Here is a 26,626-nt window from a genome sequence, read left to right on the forward strand (position 1 = left end):
GCCATTGGTCAAATCGATACTATCAATGGAACGATAGGCTGGAACTATCGTCCGGTGTGCCGGTCGGCCAGGACGGTTTCCATGAAAGCTTCGATCTTCGGCGAGTTGCGCCGTTCCTGAAGGGAGGCCAAGCGGTACTCGGTGCGTATCGCGGCATCGGAGATGGCGATGGTTGTGAGCCGGGGGTGGGCGACGAACTCGAAATCGGCGACTACGCCGATGCCAAGTCCGCGCTCGACGGCCTTCCAGATTCCCTCGCGCGATCCGATTTCCAGAAACGGCCTGATCTCGACGCCCGCCGCCTCGGCAGCGCGTTCGAGCGCACGGCGGGTGGTCGATCCGGTCTCGCGCAGGATGAGCGGCTGGTCGGCCAGCTCGGCGATCGACACCGCGTCGCGCGCGTTCCACGGATGGTCTGTGTTGACGAACACGACGACCTCGTGGGTGCTGAACGGCACCGAATGCACGCGCGGATCGTCGACCACATGGGCAAGTATCGCCACATCCGCCTCCAGTTCGAGGATGCGCTGTAGCGTCTGGTCCGAATTGCCGAGCAACATGCTGACCTTGATCGCCGGATAGGCGGCGAGGAAGCGGGCGATCATGTCCGTCGCGTGGAAAGGCCCGACGGCGGCGACACGCAACTGCCCGATCGTCAGGTGGCCGCTGGAGAGCAGAAGCTCGTCGGCTTCCTCGGTGAGCTTCATGATCCTGCGGCTGATGTCGAACAGCGCCGCGCCGGTTTCGGTCAGCTCGACGCGACGGCCGCGGCGCACGAGGAGCTCCACGCCGTAACGCTCTTCCAGCTCCTTCACCTGTGTCGTCACGGTGGGCTGGCTGATGTTGAGCGCCTGTGCGGCCGCCGTGAAGCCGCGATGCTCGGCCACTGCGTGGAAGGAACGGAGATGGGTGAAAACTATAGCCACAGTCAATGATAGTGGCCGGAAATTTGTATTAGTCAATGGACTGCAAGTCGGTCACGGTTCGAAGCGCAAGAACATTCAACGCAGGAAATCGCCGTGTGGTCCTATCGTAACCCGGTCGACGTCCAGTTCGGACACGGAAGCTTTTCAAAGCTCGGTTCGCTGCTGAACGGGCGTCCCTATGTACTCGTCACCTATAGCGAAGCCTACTTCCGAAGCCTGGCCTCCGCGCTGGAAAAGAGCGCGGGAAAGCCGCTGCTGGTCGTCGAGGACATCGCGCCGAACCCGGACATCGCGTTGCTCGAAGATCAGGTGGCGCGATTCGCCGCTCTCGACGCAACGCCGGTGATCGTTGCGCTCGGTGGCGGGTCGGTGATCGACTCCGCCAAGGTTTTCGCGGCGGCCCGCGGTGATTTCGCCGCGATGGATGCATTCCTGAAGAAGCGCGCCGGCGCCGAGACACTTTCGCCCTGGCCGCTGATCGCCGTGCCGACCACGGCAGGAACCGGCAGCGAAGTGACCTGCTGGGGCACCGTCTGGGACAATGCCGCCGGCAGCAAATACTCGCTGGCGCATCCGGGGCTCTATCCCGGGGTCGCCCTCGTCGACCCGGACCTGATGGCGGGCAAGCCGCGCGAACTGACGATCCAGACCGGGCTCGATGCACTCTCGCATTCGCTTGAAAGCCTCTGGAACCGCAATTCGAATCCCGTTTCGGCGGCCCATGCGGTGGCAGCGGCTCGCGGTGTTCTCTCGACCCTGCCGGCGCTTGCCGGAGACCTGCGCAACCCTCAACTTCGCGAGCGTATGGCGCGTGCCGCTACGCTTGCCGGCTTCGCATTCTCCAACACCAAGACGGCGATCGCGCATTCGCTTTCCTATCCGATCACACTCAAACATGGCGTGCCGCACGGCATCGCCTGCTCGTTCTCGCTGCCGATGATCATCCGCAGCGTCGCCGGGCAGGGGGGCATCTGCGAGGAGGGGCTGCGGTCCATTTTCGGGACGGATGCCGCCGGTGCGGCGGAGCGCCTCGAGACCACGCTCGACAAGCTCGGCGTTTCGACCGATTTCCGCAGCTACGGTATAGCCGAGGCGGAATGGCGCGCGCTTATCGATACCGCGTTCGAGGGGGAACGTGGCCAGAACTTCATCGGCAGCCGGGAGGAGCTGGTTGCCGTTGCGGGACTGGAGGGCGGCGGCCGCAAGGCGGTGGCCTGACGGGAATTTCGGGCGTCTGCATTGCGCAGCACGCCGTCTGGATTGACGCTCAAAAGGGAGGAGCAAAACATGAAGCCTGCTACCCGCATACTCGCATCAATGGCGACCGCCGGCGCGGTCGTCGCCTACGCATCGGCTGCCCTTGCACAGGAGTGCAAGGATCCCGGCCAGCTCGTCTTTTCGATCATTCCGACCGAGGAGACGACGCAGGAACTCGACATCTACAAGCCGCTTCTGGACGCCCTGAAGGAGAAGACCGGCAAGAGCGTCGAGTTCTTCATGCCGACATCCTACGCCTCGGTGATCGAAGGCATGGTCAATGGCTGGGTGCATATCGGCGTCCATGGGCCGAATTCCTATGTGCTTGCCAAGGAGAAGGACCCGAACCTGGAGGTTTTTGCGACCTACACCAAGGTGAAGGGTCATTTCCAGGAGGAAGGGCCGGGCTATCGCGCCGTGCTGGTGGTGCGGTCCGACTCGAAGTTCGACAGCATCGAATCGCTGAAGGGCACCATCGTCGGCCTCGCCGATCCCGCCAGCACGTCAGGCAACCTGATGCCGCGCATGGTCTTCGGAGACGAGATCGGCACCGGGCCCGAGCTGGAGAAATACTTCTCCAAGGTCGTCTATACCGGCGGTCATGACCAGTCCGCCCTGGCAGTGAAGGAAGGCCGCGTCGACGACGCCTTCGTCGCCACCCATCGCCTCGACAACGTCATCGACCGGGGGCTCGCCGCGCCGGAGGATTATCGCGTTCTCTGGCAGTCGGGCATCATCCCGCAGGATCCGATGGTCTATCGCACCGATCTTTGCGAGCCCATCAAGGCCGCGATCAAGGAAGCGTTCCTGACACTGCACGAAAACCCCGATGCGAAGCCGTTCTTCGACGGCATCAAGTCCACCAAGTTCGTCGCCATGCAGGATTCGGATTACGATATCATCCGCAAGCTGGTCGACGCCGAAAAGAAGGCCGAAGGTCAGTGAGACACGAGGCCGGTATTGTGGAGGGCCGCGCACGTCGCGGCCTTCCCGGACATGAGGAGAACCGCGTGCCTGTGCTCGACGTTCGCAATCTGAAAGTCAGTTACACTTCGAGTGGGCCGCAGATCCTGAAGGGGATCGACTTCTCCGTTGACGGCAGCGACTTCTGCGCGGTCATCGGCCCGAGCGGCGCCGGCAAGTCGACGCTGATCCGCTGCGTCAACCGGCTGGTCGAGCCGACCGAGGGCGACATCGTGCTGTTTGGCCAGAACGTGCGCGCGCTGCGCGGCGGCGAGCTTCGGCATCTGCGGCGACGCATTGGCATGATATTCCAGGAGTTCAACCTGGTGAACCGCATGTCGGTGATGGACAACGTCCTGTCCGGCCGGCTCGGCTACACCGGGGCCTTCCGCTCGTTCTTCAAGGCGTTTCCGCGCGAGGACATCGACCGCGCTCTGCATCTGCTGGAACGCGTGGGCCTGCAGGACCATGTCGACAAGCGCGCCGACGCGCTGTCCGGTGGCCAGCGCCAGCGCGTTGGCATTGCGCGTGCGCTGATGCAGAAGCCGGAAATCCTGCTGCTGGACGAGCCGACTTCCGCGCTCGACCCCAAGATCTCGCGCGATGTCATGGGGCTCATTCGCGAGCTTGCCGACGAGTTCAAGGTGCCGGTGCTCTGCAACATTCACGACGTGCAGCTTGCGCTGGAAACCTGCAACCGCATCATCGGCATGCAGGACGGCTACAAGAAGTTCGACGGGCCGTCGAAGGGCATGCGCAAGCAGGACCTCGACGAGATCTACGCGATGGAGGTGCTGTGATGAGCGTCGCAGCACCGGCCGTCTCCGAACACGGGTTCGATGCATGGGTCGCGCACAAGCGCGGCCGCCGCATCAACAACTGGCTGCTGGTGGCGGCTGCCCTTGCCGTGCTCGGTTGGTGTTTCTGGGACACCATCATGGTCGATACCGACTGGGCGCGCATGGGCGGCGCGCTGGGCATCGGCGGGACGCTGGAACGCTTCCTGTGGATCGACTGGTCGCTGGTGCCGCACCTGATCGTGCCGGCGCTGGAAACGCTGATGATGGCGACGCTGGGCACGCTGCTCGGCTGCGTGCTCTCGCTGCCGGTGGCGTGGTTCGGCGCCGCCAACGTCACGCCAAGCAAATATTTCTTCTACCCCGTCGGCCGCTTTCTGATGGTGCTGTCGCGCTCGATCCACGAGATCATCTGGGCGCTGCTGTTCGTCGGCGCGGTGGGGCTGGGTGCGCTTCCGGGCATTCTCGCGGTCGCCATGCGCTCGATCGGCTTCATTTCCAAGATAACCGCCGAGGCGATCGAGAACATCGATCCCAAGCCCGTGGAGGCGATCCGCGCCGTGGGCGGCAACCAGTTTCAGGTGATGTATTACGGCATCGTGCCGCAAATCCTGCCGGTCATCATCGGCACCATCATCTTCGAATGGGACATCAACATCCGCCGCTCCGCCATCATGGGGCTGGTGGGCGCGGGCGGGCTCGGCCTCGTGTTCTTCCGCCAGATGGCGATGTTCAACTATGGCGGCGTGACGCTGGTGGTGCTGGCCGTGCTGGTGCTGATCGCGATCGGCGAGGTCGTCTCGCACTATGCCCGCAAGGCCGTGATCTGAGGAGGGGACCATGACCGTCGTTACCGCCGAAACCGTCGCCGCGCCACGCAGGAGCTGGTCGCGCTACCGTCACCCCGAGGCAACGATCCGCTTCGCGGTCATGCTGGCCGTGCTCGCCTTCCTCAGCTGGTCGATCGCGTTCCTCAACATCGACCTGTCGCGCGTGCTTGGGGCCTTTCCCCGGCTCGCCGAGATTCTGGCGACGCGCTATTTCCCGCCGGACCTCGGCTATGTCACCGATGCCGATTTCATCCGCTCGGTGATCCGCACGCTGGAAATGTCGCTGCTGGGCGGTTTCCTGGGCGTGGTCTGCTCCATCCCGCTTGCGTGGCTTGCGGCGCGCAACATCACGATCGGCCGCCGGATCGCCTATCCCTTCGGGCGCTTCGCGATCATGGGCAGCCGGTCGATCCACGAGACGATCTGGACGATCCTGTTCGTGACGGTACTGGGTTTCGGCATGCTGGCCGGCACGCTGGCGCTGACGGTGTTCTGCATCGGCTTTGCCGGCAAGCTGTTCGCCGACGAGCTGGAGGCGATCGACATGGGGCCGGTGGAAGCCATGCGCTCGGTGGGGGCAAGCCCGCTGCAGGTCTTCCAGTATGCCGTGCTGCCGCAGGTGCGCGTCGCCTTCACCGGCATCGCCATCTACACCTGGGACGTCGCCTTCCGTGCCGCGACCGTGGTCGGCTTCTTCGGCGGCGGCGGCATGGGCTGGTACCTGAAACGCACAACGCAGCAGCTCGAAAGCCAGCGTGTCGCCGCGATCCTGCTGGTGATCATCGCCCTCGTGCTGCTCGCCGAAATCGCCTCCGGCTGGCTGCGCAGGAAGATCGCCGCGATGCGGTAGCAAGCAATTGTCTATCATGTACCCGTGGTGCGCTGTTCTTTCGGTTTTTCAAGGGCAGGTGGTAGCTTAAGCAGCAATTTGGCGACGATGTTCGACTAGCTTCCTAATCCTTATGACAAGTCTTGCTCTTCTCGATGCATGCACTTCCGCACGGCTTCCCCTTCTTGCAGAACCAACTGGCATCACAGGCAGATAATATCGATAGAGAAACGAAAACGGCGACGATCGTCTTCATGCTCTCCCTCCTTTTCCCGCCTTATCAAAGCAGCGGGAGAGGGGGGAGTCGAGACAGGATCACCGCCAGCGCCCGGCGGCCTAGTCGAACTCTGGCGGCATCTCCATGTCCAGCTTGACGCCGTAGTGGCCGCTCCCTCGGTTGCCGCGGTCCCAGCCGCCCACGACTATCGCATCCACATCGACGGCGCGTCCTGCGAGCCCAGCAGAAGCAAGGGCTCGCTTGTAATCGACCGCATCAGCGCGGGATAGGTAACCGACCGTGCGCCCGTTGATCGTCACCTTTACGGCGTTCGAATCGTATTTGTTTGTCGGTTCCTCGAAGAGTTGTGCTGAGCATTCGTGCTCATGCCCGTCTTCGGTCTTTCCGCCACAGGTTCGGTTCAGCGCGTCCTGATAGTTCGCCTCGCCAACAATGTCCTGATCATATTGCCCGCTTCCCATAATACGGGCACGCCTCGATCTGGATTGCTTCGGTCTCAACAGCCAGTCGAAAAGCCCCATAGTCCCCTCCCTTCATGTCGCACGAACTAGTCGAGTTTGCCCACAAACCCTTGGAAATCGAGGGTAGAGGTTTGCAACATTATTCGACAAGAATTCAGATGGATCAGGGCTAAGTCGTTGAAGATTTTTGGCTGGGGAACCTGGATTCGAACCAGGACTAACGGAGTCAGAGTCCGTGGGTCTACCGTTAACCTATTCCCCAACACGGCACATTGGCCGGGTTCGCCCTGAAACGGGCGGTGGTGCAGCGTGGGCGGCACCGAATGCGCCCGATATAGCCACGGACGGCGAATAGTCAACCCCAAACCGTCGTTCCAGTACAGCGCCAATGCGGGTGATCCCCGGGGGAAATATGCTCCTGAAGAATGGCGAGGGCCTTTACGCTACCGCCCCAATGCGGGTGACCCGGGTGCTGCCGGCATCCTGCGAGCGCTGCGAAAATTTCGCCGGCACACGCACTTGGTGTTTCGCATCGGCGCTGATACTCTGTCGCCAACAGAAAAGACGAGTGCGCCTGCTGCGTCCTTTTGGTTCGCGCGGCGCTGAAGGATAGCCAGTGAAAGACCCCGATTCGGGCGCGGATGCGCCGCAGGGCGGGGCGTCTGGCGGCGTAGGCGGGCCGGTCGAGGCCGCCGCGCCGCATTCCGGACACCCCAGCAGCCGGAGCCAGGGCAATCCTGCGCCGGCACGGGATGGTCGTGACGCCGCTCCCGGAAAAGGCCAATCCAGAAAACGCCGCAAGCGACGCCGTGGCCGCAAGGTTTTCGCGCGCGATGGCGTGACGCCGGGCGGCGGCGCCAACCCCGGTGCGGCACAGCCGGCCTCAGCAGGCGGACAGGCAGTTGAGGGCAAGGCAGTGACCGACGCCCCGGCAGCGCCGCAGGGCGAGCCGGGAATAGGCAAGGGGGGCGCGGCCGGAGGGCAACATCCGGCCAGCGGCCAGCGGTCGCGCGCGGCGGACCTTCCCGTCTATGCGGCGCTTGACCTTGGAACCAACAATTGCCGGCTGCTGGTGGCGATTCCGCAGCGGCCGGGACAGTTCCGCGTCATCGATGCATTCTCACGCATCGTGAGGCTGGGCGAGGGGCTTTCGGCCAGCGGCCGGCTCGGTCAGCCGGCGATGGACCGCGCCGTCGAGGCGCTTAAGGTCTGCGCCGACAAGCTGCAGTCGCGACAGGTGCGCAAGGCGCGGCTGATCGCCACCGAGGCCTGCCGCGCGGCCGAAAACGGCGCCGAGTTCATCGCCCGCGTCGAGACCGAGGCCGGGCTGAAGCTGGAGATCATCGACCGCAAGACCGAGGCGCGGCTCGCCGTGTCCGGCTGCGGCTCGCTGGTCGAGCGCGGCACGGATGGCGTGGTGCTGTTCGACATCGGCGGCGGCTCGTCCGAGATCGCGCTGATCGACGTTTCGCGCCACCGCACGCCAAGGCTCGCCAACCACATCGTGTCGTGGACGTCGCTGCCGGTGGGTGTCGTCTCGCTCGCCGAACGGTTCGGCGGCAGGCACGTGACGCCGACGATCTTCGAGGCGATGGTCGACGAGGTGTCGGGCATGCTCGACCGTTTCGAGGGCCGGACGCGGCTTTCGCATCTGGCCGCGGGCGAGCGCTTCCACCTGCTCGGCACATCCGGCACGGTGACGACGCTGGCGGGCGTGCATCTCGGGCTGGAGCGCTACGACCGCCGCCGCGTCGACGGGTTGTGGATGGACAATGGACATGTCGATGCGATGATCGAGAAGCTGCTTGGCTGGGGCTTCGAGGAGCGCATGGCGAACCCCTGCATCGGACCGGACCGGGCCGACCTCGTGCTCGCGGGCTGCGCGATCCTGGAGGCGATCCGCCGCCACTGGCCGTCGGAGCGCCTGCGCGTCGCCGACAGGGGGCTGCGCGAGGGCATGCTTTCGGAGCTGATGGCCGACGATGGCGCCTGGCGCCGCAACCGCCGCAGGGGAGCGTTCGGGCGATGAAGAAGCCGGGCAAAAGCGGGGCGTCGGGAGGCGGCGGAGCGCGCGCGCTGAAGACGCGGATCAAGAAGAAGAGCGGGCTGAAGAATTCGTCGCGCCGCTGGCTGGAGCGGCATCTCAACGATCCCTACGTGCATCGCTCCAAGGCGGAGGGCTATCGCTCGCGCGCGGCATTCAAGCTGATCGAGATCGACGACCGGCACAAGTTGCTGAAGCCCGGCCAGCGCGTGATCGATCTGGGGGCTGCACCCGGCGGCTGGCTGCAGGTGGCGGCGGCACGTGTAAAGTCGCCGGAGGATGCGCCGACCGTCGTCGGCATCGACTATCTGGAGATGGACCCGGTGCCGGGTTCCGCGATCCTGCAGATGGATTTTCTCGACGACGAGGCGCCGGCGCGGCTGATGGAGACGCTGGGCGGCGCGCCCGACCTAGTCGTTTCCGACATGGCCGCGCCGACGACGGGGCACCGCCGCACCGACCACATCCGCACCATGCATCTGTGCGAGGTCGCGGCCGATTTCGCGATTCAGGTGCTGAAACCCGGCGGACATTTTCTGGCGAAGACCTTCCAGGGCGGCACGGAAGGCGGGCTGCTCGACCTTCTCAAGCGCAATTTCCGCACGGTGCATCACGTCAAGCCACCGGCCTCGCGCGACGAGTCGGTCGAGCTTTACATCCTCGCCAAGGACTTCAAGGGCAGGGCGGCGGATCTGCCGGCTGAACCGTCAGACGACTGAGGGCGGCTCATTGCTGCCGGGCTTCCCGCGCGTGTGTCCGGAGACGCCGATGCCGGCATCCGGCGACAACCACAGGATCGGCAGCACCGCGCATCCAGCAAGCAGGGCGACGCCGATGAAAGCCGGGCCGAAGGCGGCCAGCCCCGTGGGCTCGCCGGTCAGAACGTGGTGTGCCTCCAGCATCATGCCGGCGAAGGCTACGCCCATGGCGATGGAAATCTGCTGCGCCACCGAGGCGATCGCCGTTGCCTGACTCGCTTGACGGTCGTCGATCTCCGCGAAGACCAGCGCGTTGTTGGAGGTGAAGAACAGCGACCGCGTGAAGCCGGCCGCCACCAGCACCGCTATGATGACCCAGTAAGGCGTTGCCGGGGTGAAGAAGGCGTTGGCGCCCATCAGGAGCGCGCCGGCGATCGTCGCGAAGATCAAGACGTTGCGGAAGCCGGCGAGCCGCAGGGCGGTCGTCGCCACGAATTTCAGCGCGATGGCGCCCAATGCGCTCGCAAAGGTCAGCATGCCGGATTCGAACGGGCTGAGGCCGAAGCCGAGCTGGAACATCAGCGGCAAAAGGAACGGCACCGCGCCGATGCCGATGCGGAAGATGGTGCCCGACAGGATCGCGATGCGCGGGGCCGGGTTGTCGAACAGCCTAAGGTCGAGGATTGGCGTGGCGATGCGCCTTGCGTGGCGCACATAGAGCACGGCGGCTGCGATGCCGAGGGTGAGCGTTGCGACGCCGACGAGCGGGGGCAGGGCCGGCATGCTGACCACTGAAAGGCCGAAGACGACGCCGGCCGCGGCAAGCGCCGACAGGAAGAAGCCGGTCCAGTCGATGCGGGCGACGGGCGAGGGCGGCATGTCGGGCAGTACGTAGCCGGAGACGATCACGCCGAGCATGCCGATCGGGATGTTGATCAGGAAAATCCAGTGCCAGGTGAAGAAGGTGGTGATGAAGCCGCCGACCGGAGGGCCGATGAGGGGACCGATTAATGCGGGCACGGTCAACCATGCCATGGCCGAGACGAGCTGGCTGCGCTGCGTCGAGCGCACCAGCACGAGGCGTCCGACCGGCGTCATCATCGCACCGCCCATGCCTTGCAGGAAGCGTGCGGCCACGAATGCGCCGAGCGAGCCGGCCATCGCGCAGGCAAGCGAGCCCAGCATGAAGACGACGATGGCGATGCGGAACACGCGCTTGGCGCCGAACCGGTCGGCCATCCAGCCCGAGACGGGAATGAAGATCGCAAGCGCGACGAAGTAACTGGTCAGAGCGAGCTTGAGCGTGATCGGGCTCGTACCGATGTCGGCAGCAATGGCCGGTAGCGATGTGGCAATGACGGTCGAATCCATCTGCTCCATGAACAGCGCCACCGCCAGAATGAGCGGGATGGTGCGGTTCAACGGACGAGCCAGTCGGCGGGAGCGCGCCGGGACAGCGGCGCAGGATGGTCGGACATGACGGCGGGTTAGCACAGGCGCGCGGGCGCCATCAATCCATAAGGCAGTCTTATCATCTATTTCCGTTGGCGGTTTCCGTCGCGGCCATCTCACGAACGCTCACGTTGCCGTGAGGCCCTTGCCGCCGATGGCAAGGTTGCCATGTTCGCAGCATCGACATTTGAACGGAGAAGGTTGCAAGATGATGCCAACGGCAGATCGCAGATCGGTTCTCAAGATGAGCGTAGCGGGTACGGCGGCGGTTCTGGCAACGCCGCAGATCATGGTGCGGGCCGCGCATGCCCAGGCGCCGATGACGGATGTGGGCAATGCCGGCTTCCATCGTTTCAATCTCGGCGGCTTCGAGGTGACGGCGATCCTCGACGGGTTGCGGCCGGGCGATGGGCCCCATCCGACCTTCGGCGAGGATCAGGATGCCGAGGCCATGGCTGCGTTGCTGGAGGAAAATTTCCTGCCCGCGGGCCGGTTCGTGAACAGCTTCACGCCGACGCTGGTCAATACCGGGTCCGAACTGGTGCTTTTTGACACAGGCCTGGGGGCAGCCGCGCGCGAAGGCGGTATGGGGCAACTCCGTCCCAGGCTGGAGGCTTCCGGCTATAGCGCCGATGACGTGTCGGTCGTCGTTCTCACCCACTTTCATGGCGATCATATCGGCGGAGTGATGGAAGACGGTGCCCCGACATTTGCCAATGCACGCTACGTGACCGGTCAGGCTGAGTACGATTTCTGGACTGCAGACGAACGTCTGAGCGGGCCGACCGAGAACTCGGCGCGGGCCGTTCAAGCCAACGTCGTGCCGCTGGCGGAGAAGATGACGTTCCTGGGCGATGGCGATGAGGTGGTGCCGGGCATAAGCGCGATGCTGGCCACCGGCCACACGCCGGGTCACATGATCTTCAACCTGGAATCAGACGGCAAGCGGCTGATGCTGACGGCAGATACGGCGAACCACTACGTCGCCTCGCTGCAGCGGCCCGACTGGCATGTGCGTTTCGACATGGACAAGGACGAGGCGGCCGCCACGCGCCGGCGCGTGTTCGACATGATCGCGGCAGAGCGCATCCCGTTCGTTGGGTACCATATGCCGTTTCCGGCACTCGGCTACGTCGAGCCGCTAGACCAGGGTTATCGGTTCGTGCCGGTGAGCTACCAGATGATGCTTTAGCTGCGGACCGTCAGGGCTTGCCGCTCTACAGGTGTCCGGCATCGACGATCAGCGTCTGGGCGGTCAGCATGCGCGACGCATCCGACGCCAGGAAAAGACAGGGGCCGACAAGGTCTGCCGGCTGCATCTCCTCTTTCAGGCATTGCCGCTCGAGATGAGCGGAAAGCCCGTCGGGCGTGACCCACAGTTCGCGCTGGCGTTCCGTCATCACCCAGCCCGGCGCGATCGCGTTGACGCGGATGCGGTCCGGGCCGAGCTTGCCGGCCAGCCCCTTGGTGAGCCCGATGATGCCGGCTTTCGCTGCCGTATAGGACGGCATGTCGGGATGGTTGATCATGAAGGAGGTGGAGGCGAAGTTGATGATCGAGCCACCGCCCGCCGCCTTCATGCCCGGCGCCACCGCCTGGGCGGTGAAGAAATGCGGGCGCAGGTTGATAGCCTGATTGTCATCCCAGTAGTCGACCGTCACGTCGGCGATCTCGTGGCGCTGGTCGTATGCCGCATTGTTGACCAGCACGGTGACGGGCCCATGCGTCTCCGCGGCTTCGGCGGCTGCCTGACGCAGGGCGTCGATGTCGCGCAGGTCGGCCTGCAGGAAGAGCGCGCTCAGCCCGGCGTCCCGCAGGCGCGCAGCCAGCGTCTCTGAGGCCTCTCGCGCGATGTCGATGAAGGCCACCTTGCAGCCCTGCCGCGCGAAGCCTTCAGTCAGTGCCGCGCCTATTCCCGAGCCGCCCCCGGTGATGAGCACGGACCTGCCTTCGAGGTCGGGGTGTCTGACGGATGGCATCATGGCATTCCCTTTCATTTCGGCGCGTCGGCTACCGCATGCGGCGGTCTCACGTCACCAGCTTGCGTTCGGCGAAGCGGGGTTCGCGCCAGAGGCTGCTTTCCATGATCGCCTCGAGGGTTGCGGCGGCGCCCCATACATCCTCGAAGCCGACATAGAGCGGGGTGAAGCCGAAGCGAAGTATATTGGGCGCGCGGAAGTCCCCGACGACGCCGCAGGCGATCAGCGCCTGCATGATCGGCCAGCCCTCGTCATGAGTCAGCGCGACCTGGCTGCCCCGCTCGGCCTCGTTCCTGGGTGTGATGACCTTGAGGCCGTGCCTGGCAAGTTTCTCGTCGGCCAGCTCCATGAAATAGCCGGTGAGTTTCAGCGACTTGGCACGCAGAGCGGGCATGTCGGTGCGCTCGAAGACGGCGAGGCTTTCGAGCAAGGGCAGATAGGAGAGCACGGGCGGCGTGCCGACCCGGAACTTCTCGATCGTGGCCGACGGTGCGAAGTCGACTTCGAACGCGAACGGCGCGGCATGACCCTGCCACCCCGTCAGCGGATTGCCTGCACTGGCCAGGTGGCGGGAGGCAACGAACAGCCACGCCGGGGCACCGGGACCGCCATTCATGTATTTGTAGGAGCAACCGACGGCGAAGTCGGCATTGCAGCCGTTGAGGTCGATCGGCAGTGCACCGAGCGAATGGCACAGATCCCAGATGACCAGCGCGCCGGCATCGTGGATGGCCCTGGTGACGCGTGCCATGTCGCGCAGGCGGCCCGTGCGATAGTTGACCTGGCTCAGGCACACGACCGCCGTGTCTGGCCCCAGCAGCGACAGCACGGATTCGTCGTCGTCATCAGCGAGCGCCATCGTCGCTTGCGGGAACACGTTGGCGATCGCGCCCTGGAGGATATGGATGTCGGTGGGGAAATTGTTCCGCTCGGAGATGACGCCGGTGCGGTCCGGGCGCAGGCGCATCGCCGCACAGAACACCTTGTAGAGATTGACCGAAGTGGAGTCTGCGGCCAGCACCTCGCCCGCCTTCGCGCCCATCAGCGGCGCCAGCCGGTCGCCGACAGTGACCGGCAGCATATGCCAGTTGCGGCCATTCCAGCTCCGGATCAGGTCCTTCGCCCAGCCTTCCGAAAGGGCCTCGGCCATGGCCGGACCGACGGAGGCCGGCATCGCGCCCAGCGAATTGCCGTCGAGATAGATCTCGCCGGCAGGCAGGGCAAAGAGACCGCGCATCGGGGCCAGCGCATCCTGCCGGTCCATGTCGCGGGCGCTGTCGAGCCCGGCGGAGGCTGCTTCGCGGGCGGCCTTGACCCTGTCTATGGTGGTGGACATTACGCCTCCTACAGTACCGAAACGACCTTCGTGGCTAGCGCATCGAGCCGGTCGCCGGGCAGACCGGCGACGTTGAAGCGGCTGTCACCGACGATGTAGACGCCGTGCTTGGCGCGCAGGCGGGACACCTGCTCGCCGGTGAGGCCGAGCCTCGAGAACATGCCGCGCTGGCGGGCGATGAAATCGAAGCGATCGGAATTGGACTGGCGGCGCAGCGCCTCGGCAAAGCCTTCGCGCAGGCTCAGCATGCGCAGCCGCACGGCTTCCAGCTCCGCCTTCCAGTCGGCGCGCAGGTCGTCGTCTTCGAGCACAATGCGCACGCATGCAGCCGCATGGTCAGGGGGCATCGACCAGATGCCGCGCGCAAGGCCGAGCAACTGGCCATAGGCGGTGTCCGCCTCGGCGGCATTGCGACCGAGCAGCAGCGCCGCACCGGCGCGGTCGCGGTAGACGGAGAAGTTCTTGGAGCAGCTTGCGGCGGCCAGCAGTTCCGGCACGTGGGCCGCGAGAATGCGAAGGCCGGCGGCATCCTTTTCCAGCCCGTCGCCGAACCCCTGATAAGCGATGTCGACGAAAGGCGTCAGGCCGCGTTCGGCAAGGAGCGCGGCAACAGTCTCCCACTGTGCGGCGGAGAGGTCGGCACCGGTGGGGTTGTGGCAGCAGCCGTGCAGCAGCACCACGTCGCCGGGCGCCGCGCCTTTCAGCGCCTCGATCATCGCGTCGAAACGCACGCTGCCGGTCGTGCTGTCGAAATAGGGGTAGGTGCGCGCGGTCAAGCCCGCAGCGCGCAGGATCGGCATGTGGTTCGGCCAGGTCGGGTCGGGCACCCACACCGTTGTATCGGGACGCGAAGCCGCGATCAGGTCGGCCAGCAGCCGCAGCGCGCCGGTGCCGCCGGGCGTCTGCGCGGCACGCAGGCGAGGGCGTTCCGCCTTCTCGCCGAACACAAGGCCGATCATCAGCTCGTTGAACACGACATCGCCGGCAAGCCCGAGATAGCTCTTGCTGGCCTGCGTCTTGTGAAGCCGTCGCTCGGCCTCGCGGACCGCGCGCATGACTGGCGTCTTGCCGTCGACATCCTTGTAGACCCCGACGCCGAGGTCGAGCTTGTCGGTGCGCGGATCGTCGCGATAGAGCGACATGAGCATGAGGATGCCGTCGGGTGCGGCGGGTTGAAGTGTCTCGAACATGGGGCCCTCCGAAGAACGGCGCCACAAAGCCCTAAATCGTTCGGTCGCGCAACAGATTTGGTCGCATCCGTGGTTGTGCCAGCGCGCGGCGCGGCCTTAGATCGCAGTCGGCGCGATGTCGCCAGCGAGAGGGGACATGTGACCAGACATTATTCCGCGTTCGGGTTGTTGCGCGAAGGTCTTCGCGGCCATAGCGGCTGGCAGCCGGCCTGGCGCTCGCCGCAACCGAAGCCACGCTACGACGCCGTCATCATCGGCGGCGGCGGGCAGGGGCTTGCGACCGCATATTACCTTGCCAAGAACCACGGCATCACCAATGTCGCGGTGCTGGAGAAAGGCTGGCTGGGTGGCGGCAATACCGGCCGCAACACCGCCACCATCCGCTCCAACTATTTCTATCCCGAAAGCGTGGCGCTCTACGATTTCTCCCTGAATCTCTATGAGGGGCTTTCGCGGGAGCTCAACTACAACGTCATGCTGTCGCAGCGCGGCGTCGTCACAGTCGCCAGTTCGCCGGCCGAGATGGAGATGGCGGCGCGGCTCGTCAATGCGATGCAGATCAACGGCACCGATGCCGAGCTGCTCGACCGCGACGGCGTGCTGGACAAGGCGCCGCTGCTCAACACGAGCGACGAAGCGCGCTATCCGATCTTCGGCGGAACATGGCAGGGGCGCGCCGGGGTCGCGCGTCACGATGCCGTTGCCTGGGGCTATGCGCGCGCCGCCGACGGGTTTGGCATCGACATCGTCCAGAATTGCGAGGTGGCCGGCTTCCTCATCGAAGGCGGCCGATGCGTCGGCGTCGAGACGTCGCTGGGCACGATCCACGCCGATGCCGTGGCGCTCTGCGTTGCCGGCCATTCGAGCGTGCTTGCGGCGAAGGCGGGTTTCCAGCTTCCCATCCGCTCCTATTCGTTGCAGGCGATGGTCTCGGAACCGGTGAAGCCCTGCCTCGACACGGTGGTGCTTTATCCCGGCACCGGCACCTATCTTTTCCAGTCCGACAAGGGCGAGATCGTCCTGGGTGGCGGGCTCGACCGCGTGCCCTCCTACGCGCAGCGCGGCAACCCACCGATGCAGCAGACGGTCGTCTCCGGCATGCTGGAGATGTTTCCCGCCTTCGGCCAGCTCAGGATGCTGCGACAGTGGGCAGGCGTGGTCGACGTGGTGCCGGATTCCTCGCCGATCATCGGGCCATCGCCAGTGCCCGGCCTCTACTTGAACGGCGGCTGGGGGACGGGCGGCTTCAAGGCGATCCCGGCGGGTGGCTGGCTGACCGCGCATCTGATCGCCACCGGCGAACATCACGAGATCAGCCGTCCCTTCGACCTCGACCGTTTCGCGACCGGCCGCCTCGTTGACGAAGCCGCCGGTTCCGGCATCGCGCATTAGGGGGCGAATCATGCAGCTCTTTTCATGCCCCTTCTGCGGCGAGCGCGACGAGACCGAGTTCGCATTCTGCGCCGAGGCCGGCAAGACGCGCCCCGAGCGGGCGGCCGAGGTCTCGGCAGATGCCTGGGCGCGCTACCTTCATTTCGACCAAAACCCGAAAGGCGCGACACGGGAGGTTTGGTTACACGCGACCTGCGGCGAGTTCTTCCTGATGGAACGCGACACGGTGAGTCATGCAGTGTCGGGGTCGCACTCGCTGCGGAGGCCGGAGGCATGAGCGCGCGACGCATCCGAGACAGCGGCGCGCCGCTGGCGTTCACCTTCGACGGCAGAGCCTATGAGGGGCGGGAGGGCGATACGCTCGCCTCGGCATTGCTGGCCAATGGCGTGCGCGTTGTCGGCCGCTCTTTCAAATATCACCGGCCGCGCGGCATCCATGGCGCGTGGAGCGAGGAGCCGAACGCGATCCTCGACGTGACCATCCACGGCAAGACGTGGCCGAACGTCCGCGCCACGACGCAGCGCCTCGAAGCGGGAATGGACCTGCGCTCCGTCAATGCGCGGCCGACAGCCGAGGGCGACCGGCTCGGCCTGCTGGACCGGCTGTCGCCATTCCTGCCGGCCGGCTTCTATTACAAGACCTTTCTCTGGCCGGACTGGCATCGCTTCGAACCGCGCATCCGCGCCATGGCGGGGCTGGGGCAGCTCGATCCCGCGCACGAGCCGCCGGCCGACAGCCCGGCGATGAACGCGCGCTGCGACGTGCTTGTGGTCGGGTCGGGGCGGTCGGGGCTCTTGGCAGCGCGCGATGCGGCGCTTGCAGGCGGCACCGTGATCGTCGTCGACGATCGTTTCGAGCCCGGCGGAACGATGCTCCATCGCGAGGCAGACGGGGCAGAGCGGGCTGCCGCGCTTCTCGGTGATGTCGAGCAGGCCGGCGCGCGGATTCTGTCGCGGGCGACTGTCTACGGAATCTATGACCACAATCTCGTCTGCTGCTGGGAGCGTCGGGACGGAGCGCCCGACCGGCATTGGCGCATCAGACCGAAGCGGATCGTGCTCGCGACCGGCGCGATCGAGCGGCCGCTGGTCTTTGCCGACAATGACCGGCCAGGCGTCATGTCGGCGGAAGCCGCGCTTTACTACCTGCGCCGCCACGGCGTGCTGGTGGGCGAGCGCATCGTGCTTGCTGCCAACAATTCGCGCGCGCTGGGGGTGGCGGATGCGCTGCGGGAAGCCGGTGCTGCGGTGACGGTCGCCGACCTGCGGGAGGGCGTCAGCGTCGACGCTGTTCATGGCGCGAAAGGCGTCGAGGCCGTCACGATCTCGGGAAAGCGCATCGAGGCCGATTGCCTGCTGGCTTCAGGCGGTTACACGCCGACGGTGCATCTCTTCTGCCAAGCGAAGGGAAAGCTCCGCTACGACGAGGCCATCGCCGCCTTCGTGCCGGGCGCCCCTGTCGACGGTATATCGCTTGTGGGCGCGGCGGCGGGCGACTTTGGCGACTATGCGATTGCCCCGGCATGGCCGAAACCCGGTGCGCGCGGCCGCCAGTGGATCGACTTCCAGAACGACGTGACGCTGACGGACGTCGAACTCGCCGCGCGCGAAAACTTCCGCTCGGTGGAGCACCTGAAACGCTACACGACGCTGGGCATGGCGACCGATCAGGGCAAGACCTCCAACATGAACGGTCTTGCGGCGATGGCTGCCGTCACCGGCCGCACGATCCAGCAGACGGGAACGACCACCTACAGGCCGCCATTCGTGCCGGTGCCGTTCACGGTGGTGGCCGGCCGGCGGCGCGGGCAACTGTTCAACCCGGTACGAAGGCTGGCGCTGGAGACGCAACATCGCGCGGCTGGCGGGGTGTTCCGCGAATATGGCGGCTGGCTGCGGCCAGCCTTCTATGGTGGCGGCGAGGCCGATGACGAGATGCGGCGCGAGGCGCGCCAGGCGCGCGAGACGGTCGCGATCTTCGACGGCTCGCCGCTCGGCAAGATCGAGGTGTTCGGTCCGCAGGCGGGCGCGATCGTCGACTACAATTCCTACAACACCATCTCGACGCTGAAGCCCGGCCGCGTCCGCTACGGCTTCATGCTCACCGAAGGTGGCGTCATCTACGACGATGGCGTGACGGTGAAGCTTGCAGACGACCATTACGTCGTCTCCTGCTCGTCGGGCCATGTGGCCGGCGTCGTTGCGAGGCTGGAAGAATGGCGGCAGGACCGGTTCGATCCGGCAGCGGTGTTCGTGCACAATCTCACCGCGCACTGGGCGACGCTGACCGCGACGGGTCCGCGCGCAAAGGCGCTGGTTGCGGCGCTGTCGCTCGGTGTGGACCTGGACGACGCGGCGCTGCCGCATATGGCTACTGCGCAAGGCTCGTTCGAAGGGGGGGCGGCGCGCGTGGCGCGGGTCAGTTTTACCGGCGACCGCTCCTACGAAATCTCGGTTCCGGCATCGAAGGCGCCAGCACTTTGGGCTGCGATGAAAGAAGCGGGCAGGGCGCTCGACGCCGTGCTCATGGGCTCCGAGGCACTGCTGCTGCTGCGCGCAGAAAAGGGCTTCATCATCGCCGGAAAGGACACCGACGGCACGTCGATGCCGCACGATCTGGGCATCACCGGCCCGCGCGACAAGCGGCTGGGCGAATATGTCGGCAAGCGCTCGCTGTTCACCGAGAACGCCTTGCGCGACAACCGGCAGCAGTTTGTCGGGCTCGCGGTGGCGGATGGCGGGCCGGCTTTGCCGACCGGCGCGCATGTGCTGGACGAAACCGGCGGCAAGCGGCGCTCGGCAGGCTACGTTACCTCGAGCTACGAGAGCCCGGCGGTCGGCGGCCCGATTGCGCTGGGGCTGGTCGAGCAGGGCATGTCGCGCATGGGCGAAGAGGTGAGCCTGTTCCATCTGGGCAAAGCAAGACGCGCGGTCATCGAGCAGCCCTGTTTCTTCGACCGCGAGGGGAGCCGGATCGATGCCTGAGGCGATGCACGACCGCGGACAGTTCTGGAGCCCGGCGCCGGACTGGACAACCGCGCCGATCGATGGGGACGGCTATTCGGTGAGGCGCGAGCTCGATTTCGGGCAGACGCTCGTTTCGGGTGATCTTGGCGCCGCATTTGCCGAGCTGATGCCCGGCCTACCGGAAATCGGGCTTTGGTCAGTGGCCCAGGCAGAGCCTTTTGCCGTGCGGATCGGGCGCGACCGCGCGCTTCTGGTCTCTCCCACACCGCTCGCTGCCGCACCCGGTTGGCGGAACGGTTACGTCGCCACCCCCTGCGACGACGCCTATGCGATTCTCGAAATATCCGGCGTCGCGCTGCGCGAGATCGTGGCCGAGGGCACCTCCGTCGACATCGAGGCAGGCAGCCGCTCGGCGGCCGTGCTGTTCGCCGGCGTTACGGTCTTCCTCTATCGGATTGGACCTGAGACGGCGCGCCTGCATGTCGAGGCACCGCTCGCGGCCTATCTTTGGGGTTGGCTGGAGGGGCGGCGCTGAGGAAGAAAAGTGGGTCGTGCGTCCTTCGAGGCTCGCTACGCTCGCACCTCAGGATGAGGGAGGCTGGTGCTTGATCGAACCCGCGATGTCGTGGGTTCGATGCGCAACGTCTCTCATCCTGACGATCGTTGAAGATCGATCTCGTAACATGGGGTGATCAAACACCAGCCTCCCTCATCCTGAGGTGCGACCCTGAGCTTGTCGAAGGGGAGCCTCGAAGGACGCACGAGCTTTCCTCAGTTTCCCGGGCGCGGATCGATCGGGGTAACGGTGTCGAGGTCGAGCAGCTTTTCGAGCTGGCGCGCGCCTGAAAGCAGCTTCGCCTCGCCGCGCGGGATCGCCACGATCTGCAGGCCGACGGGCAACCCCTCTGCGGTAAAGCCGCAGGGCAGCGACAGCGCAGGCGCCGTCGTCAGAGAGACTGCGAAGGCAATCGCCAGCCAGTCGATATAGGTGTTGAAGGTTACGCCCGCACATTCGGTCACGTAGCGCTGCTCGACGGGGTACGGCGCGACAATGGTCGCCGGTGTCATCAGCAGGTCGTAGTCGGTCAGGAACGCGACCGCATTGGCGATCATCTCCGTACGCTGCGTCTCGGCCTCGATGATGTCGGCCATCGTCAGTTGCAGACCTTTTTCAACGTTCCAGACCGTCTCCGGCTTGAGCTTGCCGGGATGTTCCTTGAGCTTGCGGGCATGGGCTGCCGCGAAGCCTCTGGCCCGCAGCGTCTGGAAAGCGCTGTGGGCGTGGGAGAGATCGGGGTGTGCATCCACCACCTCGACCCCCAACTCGCCGAAGCGGTAGGCCGCGCGGCGGCAAATCTCGGCGACTTCGGGATCAACCGGCGTCACGCCGAGGTCCGCGCTGAAGGCGACCTTTTTGATCGGCGTCCCGCCGCGTGCGGCTTGCAGATAGGATGTGCCGTCGCGTGGCAGCGAAACGGGGTCGAGCGGGTTTTCGCCGGTCATCGCGTCGAGCATCAGGGCAACATCCTCGACCGTGCGGGCCATCGGGCCTTCCACCGAGAGGATATTGTCGGCGATGGTGCCCGGCGTGGCGGCGACGCGGCCGGGGCTCGGGCGCAGGCCGACGATGCCGCAGAAGCTCGCCGGGTTGCGCAGCGAGCCGCCGAGGTCGGAGCCATGCGCCACCCAGGCCATGCCGGTAGCGAGCGAGACCGCCGCCCCGCCGCTGGAACCCGCCGCCGAACGACTGGTATTCCAGGGGTTGCGCGTCATGCCGAACACCTCGTTGAAGGTGTTGGCGCCGGCGCCGAACTCGGGTGTGGCCGATTTCGCGTAGATGAGCCCGCCTTCGGCCTCGACGGTCTCAACCAGGATGTCGGAGCGCTCGGGCACAAAGTCGGCGTAGATCGGCGAGCCCCAGGTGGTACGTACGCCTTCGACCTCGGTCAGGTCCTTGATCGGCACCGGCAGGCCGGCGAGCCGCCCGCGCTTCTCGACGGGCTGCTTCATTAGTTCCGTCGCGCGATCGCGGGCGCGATCGAAGCACAGCGTCGGCAGGGCGTTGACGGCCGGGTCGACCGCGGCGATGCGTTCCTCCAGCGCGTCGAGAAGATCGAGTGGGGAAACGTCTTCGCTTTTCAGCCGGTCGACGATGGTGCAGGCCGACTGGCCGATGAGCGACGATGTCATGGTATCTCCTGAAGCTTTGCTTGCGGCAGCATGGCTGCCGAGCGCGGCAAAAGCAACGGTTCAGCCTTCCGGTGTGAAGCGGGCCACAACGGCGTGGCTTGTGCCCGGATATGTCAGCCGCACCCGCGTGACCGGCAGGCCGCCCGACCAGGTGCGGCGCTCGACCACGAGGCAGGCCGTGTTTGGCGGAACATCCAGCAGGCGCGCCGTGGCGCGGTCGGCCGCGACCGCGCGGATGGTGTGTTCCGCCGTGCTCCATGGGACATGGCTGATGAGCCACGCGCCGGGTGCAGTGTCCGCAAAGCTCTGGTCCGCCGCCTCTGGTACAGCTTCGAGGCTGATCAGGCGTTCTTCCAGGCAGAAGGGTGCGTCGCCCGCGAAATGCCGGCAGGCGATGTCGAGAAGCGGGACCGCATTGGAAAAGCCCGCTGTAGCGTCTTGCGGCGTTTCGGCGAGACGCTGCGTGAGCGATGAAAGCGAATAGCGATAGGGCAGGCCGAGCGCTTCGACCTCCGTGCGTATGTCATGGATCTCCAGCACCGCTGCCTGCGAGCGCGGACGGGCGACGAAGCTGCCGGAGCGCTTGCGGCGCTCGATGAGTCCCGATTTGGCGAGATGGGTCAGCGCCTTGTTCACGGTCATGCGCGAGCAGCCATACTGCTCGGTCAGCTCATGCTCGAAGGGAATGCGATGGCCGGGCGGCCATTCGCCGGAGACGATCTTCTGGCCGATGTCGGCAAGGATGCGCTGGTGGAGGGAGGAGGGGACGGTCATGCTTCCGACAATTCGCGCAGGGCCTTGCGGAAGCCGCGTTCGGCTTCGTCGCGCAGACGGTGACGTCCGTTTTCGACCAGCTTGCGGCCGCAGATCCAGACGCGGTCCGGTCGGCCCGCGCCGGCGAAGGTGAACGCGTCGAGCAGCGCGTCGCCGGCTTTGCCCTCGCAGGTGGGGTGCGTGGTGTCGAGCGCCATGAAATCGGCCGGTGCGCCGACGGCGATGCCCGAGGCTGCTGCGCCGAGTGCCTGCTCGCCGCCGCGATGCGCGGCATCGAAAAGGGCGCGGCCGGTCGAGCCGGGGCCGCCTGCCATGACATTGCGGGCGCGATTGCCGAGTCGCTGGGCATATTCGAACTGGCGCAGTTCGTCGGCGAGACCGATCAGCACGTTAGAGTCGGAGCCGACGCCCCAATGGCCGTCATGTTCGGCAAACAGGGAGCCGGAAAAGATGCCGTCGCCAAGATTGGCTTCGGTGACCGGGCAAAGCCCTGCCACGGCACCGGTGCGCGCGGCCGCGATTGTTTCGCTGCCGGTCATGTGGGTGGCATGGATCAGGCACCAGTTGCGGTCGACGGGTGCGTTGGCCAACAGCCACTCGACGGGGCGGGCGCCGGACCAGGCAAGACAGTCCTCGACCTCCTTGACCTGCTCGGCGACGTGGATGTGCACCGGACCGCCGGCCGTCAGCGGCACCACCGCCGCAAGTTCGTCGGGCGTGACGGCGCGCAGCGAATGCGGTGCGACGCCGACGTTAGCCTCAGGCAGTGATTCAACGACCTTGCGGGATGATTCAAGCAAGCGCGCGAAGCCATCGACATCGTTGACGAAACGGCGCTGGCCCGAGGTCGGCTCGGCGCCGCCGAAGGTCGAATGCGCGTAGAAGACGGGCAGCAACGTCAGGCCGATGCCGCTTGCCAGTGCGGCCGCGGCGATGCGGCCCGCCATCTCGGCCTCGTCGTCATAGCGCCGGCCGTCCGGCGCATGATGGAGATAGTGGAACTCGCCGACGCGGCCGAATCCTGCCTCCAGCATCTCGACATAAAGCATAAGCGCGGTCGCCTCGACATGGTCGGGCGTCATCGTCAGCGCGTGGCGGTACATCACCTCGCGCCAGGTCCAGAAGGTATCGGCGGTGGGGCCGCGATGTTCGGCCATGCCCGCCATCGCGCGCTGAAAGGCGTGGCTGTGGAGATTGGCGACCGTCGGCAGCAGAACCGTGCAGCGCTCGTCGGCGTCGGCAGGTGAAGAGTCCGGTTCGATCCGGCCTATACGGCCGTTGGCGACCGTCATGCTGACGTTTTCGAGCCAGCCGCCGGGCGTGAGCGCCTGTTCCCCAAAGATCACCGTCATGGCCCAAGTCTCCGCTTGCGTCGCTTTCCATTATGTATATACATATTGATGAGGAATGAAAGGCGGAAAAGCCGCTCTGGCCGTCGAAGGAGGAACGATGTCGGTGAAGGTCTGGCGCAACGCCAAGCTCGCAGCGATGGCCGAGGCCGATGGTGGCGGGGGTGTCATCGAGCGTGGGGCGGTTGTCGCGCGCGATGGCTGCATCGTCTTTGCGGGTCCGGAGCCCGAGCTGCCTGCCGGACCCGGGTCCGCCGAGACGGTCGATTGCGGTGGCAGACTGATGACGCCGGGGCTTATCGACTGCCACACTCATCTCGTTCATGCCGGGAGCCGCGCCAATGAATTCGAGATGCGCCTTGCCGGCGCTTCCTACGAAGAGGTGGCGCGGGCGGGCGGCGGCATCGTTTCGTCGGTGAGGGCGCTGCGCGCGGCCGACGAAGACGAGCTTGTACGCCAATCCCTGCCGCGGCTCGACGCGCTGCTGGCGGAGGGTGTTACCACCATCGAAATCAAGTCCGGCTATGGGCTCGACACCGAAAACGAGCTGAAGTCGCTTCGGGCGGCGCGCCGGCTGGCGCAGGAGCGTCGCGTTTCGGTGCGCACGACGTTCCTTGGCGCCCATGCTCTGCCGCCTGAAATGGAGGGCGACAAGGATAGCTATATCGACAAGGTTGTCGGCGAGATGCTGCCGGCAGTGGCGCAGGCCGGGCTTGCCGACGCGGTCGACGGGTTCTGCGAGGGTATCGCGTTTGCGCCTGAGCAGATTGCGCGCGTCTTCGATGCAGCCGCCGCGCTCGGACTGCCGGTGAAGCTGCACGCGGACCAGCTTTCCAATCTGCATGGCGCGGCGCTGGCCGCCCGCTACGGCGCGCTTTCGGCCGACCATCTGGAATATACCGACGAAGCCGGGGCCCGCGCGATGGCCGAGGCCGGCACCGTGGCCGTGCTCCTGCCGGGCGCGTTCTACTTCATTCGCGAGGAGCGGCGGCCGCCGATCGAGCTTTTCCAACGCCACGGTGTCCGCATGGCGGTGGCGACCGACTGCAACCCCGGCACCTCGCCACTGACCTCGCTGCTGTTGACGATGAACATGGCGGCGACGCTGTTTCGGCTCACGGTCGACGAGTGCATCGCAGGCGTCACGCGTGAGGCGGCGCGCGCGCTTGGCCTGCTGGGTGAGACCGGCACGCTTGAGGCTGGCAAATGGGCGGATCTCGCGATCTGGGACGTCGAGAGCCCGGCCGAACTCGTCTACCGCATCGGTTTCAACCCGCTGCACCAGCGGGTGTGGAGGGGCAAATGACCAGACAGCTCAAACCGGGCGCTGCCACGCTCACCGACTGGCGCGCCATCTATCGCGGCGCGGTGCCGAAGCTCGATCCATCATGCCGCCCGAAAATCGCGGCCAGCGCGGAGGCCGTCGCGCGCATCGTCGCCAGGGGCGAGCCGGTCTACGGCATCAATACCGGGTTCGGGAAGCTTGCCAGCGTGCGCATTCCGGCCGCCGATCTGGAAACCCTGCAACGTAACATCGTGCTGTCGCATGCGGCCGGCACCGGCGAGCCAATGCCGCAATCCATGGCGCGGCTGATGATGGCGCTGAAACTCGCGAGCCTTGCGCAGGGGGCGTCGGGCGTCCGGCAGGAAACGGTGGATCTGCTCGAAGCAATGCTGGACCGGGGTGTGGTGCCCGTTGTGCCGGCGCAGGGCTCGGTCGGCGCTTCGGGCGACCTCGCGCCGCTGGCTCACATGACGGCGGCAATGATCGGCGTCGGCGACGTGTTCTTCGACGGTAGCCGCATGCCGGCCGCCGAAGGCCTTGCCGGGGCCGGTCTCGCGCCGGTGACGCTCGGCGCCAAGGAAGGGCTGGCGCTGCTGAACGGCACCCAGTTCTCCACTGCCTATGCGCTCGCTGGCCTGTTCGAGGCGGAATTGCTGTTCCGGTCGGCGCTGGTGACCGGGGCGTTGTCGACCGACGCGGCGAAGGGCTCGGATGCGCCGTTCGATCCGCGTATTCACCAGCTTCGCAAGCATCGCGGCCAGATCGAGACGGCGGAGACGCTGCGCCGGTTGATGGAAGGAAGCTCGATCCGCGAATCGCACCGCATCGGCGACGAGCGCGTGCAGGACCCTTACTGCCTGCGCTGTCAGCCGCAGGTGATGGGTGCGGCGCTCGACGTGTTGCGCAAGGCCGCAGACACGCTTGCGACGGAGGCCAACGGCGTCACCGACAACCCGCTGGTCTTCCCCAGTGATGAATTTGGGGACGACACCGCATTGTCGGGCGGCAATTTCCACGCCGAGCCTGTGGCATTTGCCGCCGACATGATCGCGCTGGCTGTCTGCGAGATCGGCTCGCTCGCCGAGCGCCGCATCGCGATGCTGGTCGATCCGGCGCTCTCGGGCATGCCGGCCTTCCTGACGCCGAAGCCGGGGCTCAATTCCGGCTTCATGATCCCGCAGGTCACAGCCGCCGCGCTCGTGTCGGAGAACAAGCAGAAGGCCTATCCGGCGAGCGTGGATTCGATCCCGACTTCGGCCAATCAGGAAGACCACGTTTCCATGGCCGCGCACGGTGCACGGCGCCTGATCGGCATGGTGGAGAACGCCACCGCCGTCGTCGGCATCGAGCTACTGGCGGCCGCGCAAGGCTGCGATTTTCACGCGCCGCTTGCATCGAGCGCACCGCTGGAGGCGGTGAGGGCGCTGTTGCGGGCCGGCGTGCCGCATCTCGACGACGACCGCCATTTCCACCCGGACATGGAGGCCGCCAATGCGCTGGTGCGCACGGGTGCGGTGATCAAGGCGGCGGGAGCGGTCGATCTGCCGGGGGTGGAGTGGTGAGCGCAAACGCTGGCACTCTGTCGCGCCCCCCTCTGTCCTGCCGGACATCTCCCCCACACGGGGGGAGATCGGCAGCTTCAGTCCGGCCGCCCATCTTGCAACCCAGG

The 26,626-nt window shown here is 65.9% G+C and carries 23 protein-coding genes and 1 tRNA gene; 14 read left to right on the forward strand and 10 right to left on the reverse strand.

What is annotated here, in order from left to right:
• Window positions 1-44: 44 nt before the first annotated feature.
• The gene (locus tag V1479_RS18820; protein ID WP_368804580.1) at window positions 45-926 is read right to left on the reverse strand and encodes a LysR substrate-binding domain-containing protein; all 882 of its coding nucleotides are present in this window, start codon (window positions 924-926) and stop codon (window positions 45-47) included.
• Window positions 927-1,019: 93 nt separating this feature from the next.
• Here V1479_RS18820 and psrA point away from each other — a divergent pair, with 93 nt between their 5' ends.
• From psrA to phnE (V1479_RS18845), 5 genes are all read left to right on the forward strand, one after another.
• A complete protein-coding gene (gene psrA / locus V1479_RS18825) occupies window positions 1,020-2,144 on the forward strand; it encodes an iron-containing alcohol dehydrogenase PsrA (RefSeq protein WP_368804294.1) in 1,125 nt (374 codons plus the stop codon).
• 69 nt (window positions 2,145-2,213) lie between these two features.
• Entirely contained in the window at window positions 2,214-3,128 is a 915-nt protein-coding gene (locus tag V1479_RS18830; protein WP_368804295.1) for a phosphate/phosphite/phosphonate ABC transporter substrate-binding protein, read from the forward strand.
• Window positions 3,129-3,193: 65 nt separating this feature from the next.
• Window positions 3,194-3,946 (forward strand): phosphonate ABC transporter ATP-binding protein, encoded by a 753-nt coding sequence (phnC, locus tag V1479_RS18835; RefSeq protein ID WP_368804296.1) that lies wholly within the window; start codon window positions 3,194-3,196, stop codon window positions 3,944-3,946.
• On the forward strand, window positions 3,946-4,773 hold the full coding sequence (gene phnE, locus V1479_RS18840; protein ID WP_368804297.1) for a phosphonate ABC transporter, permease protein PhnE: 828 nt from the start codon (window positions 3,946-3,948) through the stop codon (window positions 4,771-4,773). The genes phnC and phnE (V1479_RS18840) overlap by 1 nt, the downstream gene beginning before the upstream one ends.
• Window positions 4,774-4,783: 10 nt before the next feature.
• Window positions 4,784-5,623: a phosphonate ABC transporter, permease protein PhnE gene (gene phnE, locus V1479_RS18845; protein WP_368804298.1), complete on the forward strand. Its 840-nt coding sequence runs from the start codon at window positions 4,784-4,786 to the stop codon at window positions 5,621-5,623.
• Between the two features lie 315 nt (window positions 5,624-5,938).
• Here phnE (V1479_RS18845) and V1479_RS18850 read toward each other — a convergent pair whose 3' ends face one another.
• Window positions 5,939-6,361 (reverse strand): HIRAN domain-containing protein, encoded by a 423-nt coding sequence (locus V1479_RS18850; protein WP_368804299.1) that lies wholly within the window; start codon window positions 6,359-6,361, stop codon window positions 5,939-5,941.
• A gap of 128 nt (window positions 6,362-6,489) precedes the next feature.
• Window positions 6,490-6,563, reverse strand: a tRNA-Gln gene (locus V1479_RS18855).
• A gap of 354 nt (window positions 6,564-6,917) precedes the next feature.
• Here V1479_RS18855 and V1479_RS18860 point away from each other — a divergent pair.
• A complete protein-coding gene (locus V1479_RS18860) occupies window positions 6,918-8,330 on the forward strand; it encodes a Ppx/GppA phosphatase family protein (protein ID WP_368804300.1) in 1,413 nt (470 codons plus the stop codon).
• The gene (locus V1479_RS18865) at window positions 8,327-9,064 is read left to right on the forward strand and encodes an RlmE family RNA methyltransferase (protein WP_368804301.1); all 738 of its coding nucleotides are present in this window, start codon (window positions 8,327-8,329) and stop codon (window positions 9,062-9,064) included. Before V1479_RS18860 ends, V1479_RS18865 begins: the two co-directional genes overlap by 4 nt.
• Here the strand turns inward: V1479_RS18865 and V1479_RS18870 are convergent.
• Window positions 9,053-10,465 carry an MFS transporter gene (locus V1479_RS18870; protein ID WP_368804302.1) on the reverse strand — a complete coding sequence of 471 codons (1,413 nt, stop codon included), beginning with the start codon at window positions 10,463-10,465 and terminating at the stop codon, window positions 9,053-9,055. The two genes, V1479_RS18865 and V1479_RS18870, sit on opposite strands and share 12 nt — an antisense overlap.
• A gap of 241 nt (window positions 10,466-10,706) precedes the next feature.
• Here V1479_RS18870 and V1479_RS18875 point away from each other — a divergent pair, with 241 nt between their 5' ends.
• Window positions 10,707-11,687: an MBL fold metallo-hydrolase gene (locus tag V1479_RS18875; protein ID WP_368804581.1), complete on the forward strand. Its 981-nt coding sequence runs from the start codon at window positions 10,707-10,709 to the stop codon at window positions 11,685-11,687.
• 25 nt (window positions 11,688-11,712) lie between these two features.
• Here V1479_RS18875 and V1479_RS18880 read toward each other — a convergent pair whose 3' ends face one another.
• Genes V1479_RS18880 through V1479_RS18890 form a run of 3 tightly spaced genes read right to left on the reverse strand, consistent with a single transcriptional unit; the run spans window position 11,713 to window position 15,000 of the window.
• On the reverse strand, window positions 11,713-12,477 hold the full coding sequence (locus tag V1479_RS18880; protein WP_368804303.1) for an SDR family NAD(P)-dependent oxidoreductase: 765 nt from the start codon (window positions 12,475-12,477) through the stop codon (window positions 11,713-11,715).
• A gap of 46 nt (window positions 12,478-12,523) precedes the next feature.
• A complete protein-coding gene (gene kynU, locus V1479_RS18885) occupies window positions 12,524-13,810 on the reverse strand; it encodes a kynureninase (protein ID WP_368804304.1) in 1,287 nt (428 codons plus the stop codon).
• 8 nt (window positions 13,811-13,818) lie between these two features.
• Complete coding sequence (locus V1479_RS18890) at window positions 13,819-15,000, reverse strand: amino acid aminotransferase (RefSeq protein ID WP_368804305.1); 1,182 nt, start codon at window positions 14,998-15,000, stop codon at window positions 13,819-13,821.
• A 138-nt stretch (window positions 15,001-15,138) separates the two neighbouring features.
• Here V1479_RS18890 and V1479_RS18895 point away from each other — a divergent pair, with 138 nt between their 5' ends.
• From V1479_RS18895 to V1479_RS18910, 4 genes are read left to right on the forward strand one after another with little or no spacing between them, the layout of a single operon-like run.
• On the forward strand, window positions 15,139-16,392 hold the full coding sequence (locus tag V1479_RS18895; protein WP_368804306.1) for a sarcosine oxidase subunit beta family protein: 1,254 nt from the start codon (window positions 15,139-15,141) through the stop codon (window positions 16,390-16,392).
• 10 nt (window positions 16,393-16,402) lie between these two features.
• Window positions 16,403-16,669, forward strand: coding sequence for a sarcosine oxidase subunit delta (locus tag V1479_RS18900; RefSeq protein WP_368804307.1), 267 nt, complete (start codon window positions 16,403-16,405; stop codon window positions 16,667-16,669).
• On the forward strand, window positions 16,666-19,377 hold the full coding sequence (locus V1479_RS18905) for a 2Fe-2S iron-sulfur cluster-binding protein (RefSeq protein WP_368804308.1): 2,712 nt from the start codon (window positions 16,666-16,668) through the stop codon (window positions 19,375-19,377). The genes V1479_RS18900 and V1479_RS18905 overlap by 4 nt, the downstream gene beginning before the upstream one ends.
• A complete protein-coding gene (locus tag V1479_RS18910; protein ID WP_368804309.1) occupies window positions 19,370-19,894 on the forward strand; it encodes a hypothetical protein in 525 nt (174 codons plus the stop codon). Before V1479_RS18905 ends, V1479_RS18910 begins: the two co-directional genes overlap by 8 nt.
• Before the next feature lie 236 nt (window positions 19,895-20,130).
• Here V1479_RS18910 and V1479_RS18915 read toward each other — a convergent pair whose 3' ends face one another.
• From V1479_RS18915 to V1479_RS18925, 3 genes are read right to left on the reverse strand one after another with little or no spacing between them, the layout of a single operon-like run.
• On the reverse strand, window positions 20,131-21,549 hold the full coding sequence (locus V1479_RS18915) for an amidase (protein ID WP_368804310.1): 1,419 nt from the start codon (window positions 21,547-21,549) through the stop codon (window positions 20,131-20,133).
• A 60-nt stretch (window positions 21,550-21,609) separates the two neighbouring features.
• Entirely contained in the window at window positions 21,610-22,323 is a 714-nt protein-coding gene (hutC, locus tag V1479_RS18920) for a histidine utilization transcriptional repressor HutC (RefSeq protein ID WP_368804311.1), read from the reverse strand.
• The gene (locus V1479_RS18925) at window positions 22,320-23,675 is read right to left on the reverse strand and encodes a formimidoylglutamate deiminase (RefSeq protein ID WP_368804312.1); all 1,356 of its coding nucleotides are present in this window, start codon (window positions 23,673-23,675) and stop codon (window positions 22,320-22,322) included. Before V1479_RS18925 ends, hutC begins: the two co-directional genes overlap by 4 nt.
• A 97-nt stretch (window positions 23,676-23,772) precedes the next feature.
• On the opposite strand from V1479_RS18925, the gene hutI reads away from it, so the two are divergent.
• Window positions 23,773-24,978, forward strand: a complete 1,206-nt coding sequence (gene hutI / locus V1479_RS18930; protein ID WP_368804313.1) for an imidazolonepropionase — start codon at window positions 23,773-23,775, stop codon at window positions 24,976-24,978.
• The gene (gene hutH, locus V1479_RS18935; protein WP_368804314.1) at window positions 24,975-26,519 is read left to right on the forward strand and encodes a histidine ammonia-lyase; all 1,545 of its coding nucleotides are present in this window, start codon (window positions 24,975-24,977) and stop codon (window positions 26,517-26,519) included. Before hutI ends, hutH begins: the two co-directional genes overlap by 4 nt.
• Window positions 26,520-26,626: the final 107 nt, after the last annotated feature.

Origin of the sequence: Neoaquamicrobium sediminum (genome assembly GCF_040970315.1) — a bacterium.
In the GTDB taxonomy this organism is placed as follows: Bacteria; Pseudomonadota; Alphaproteobacteria; order Rhizobiales; family Rhizobiaceae; genus Aerobium; species Aerobium sediminum.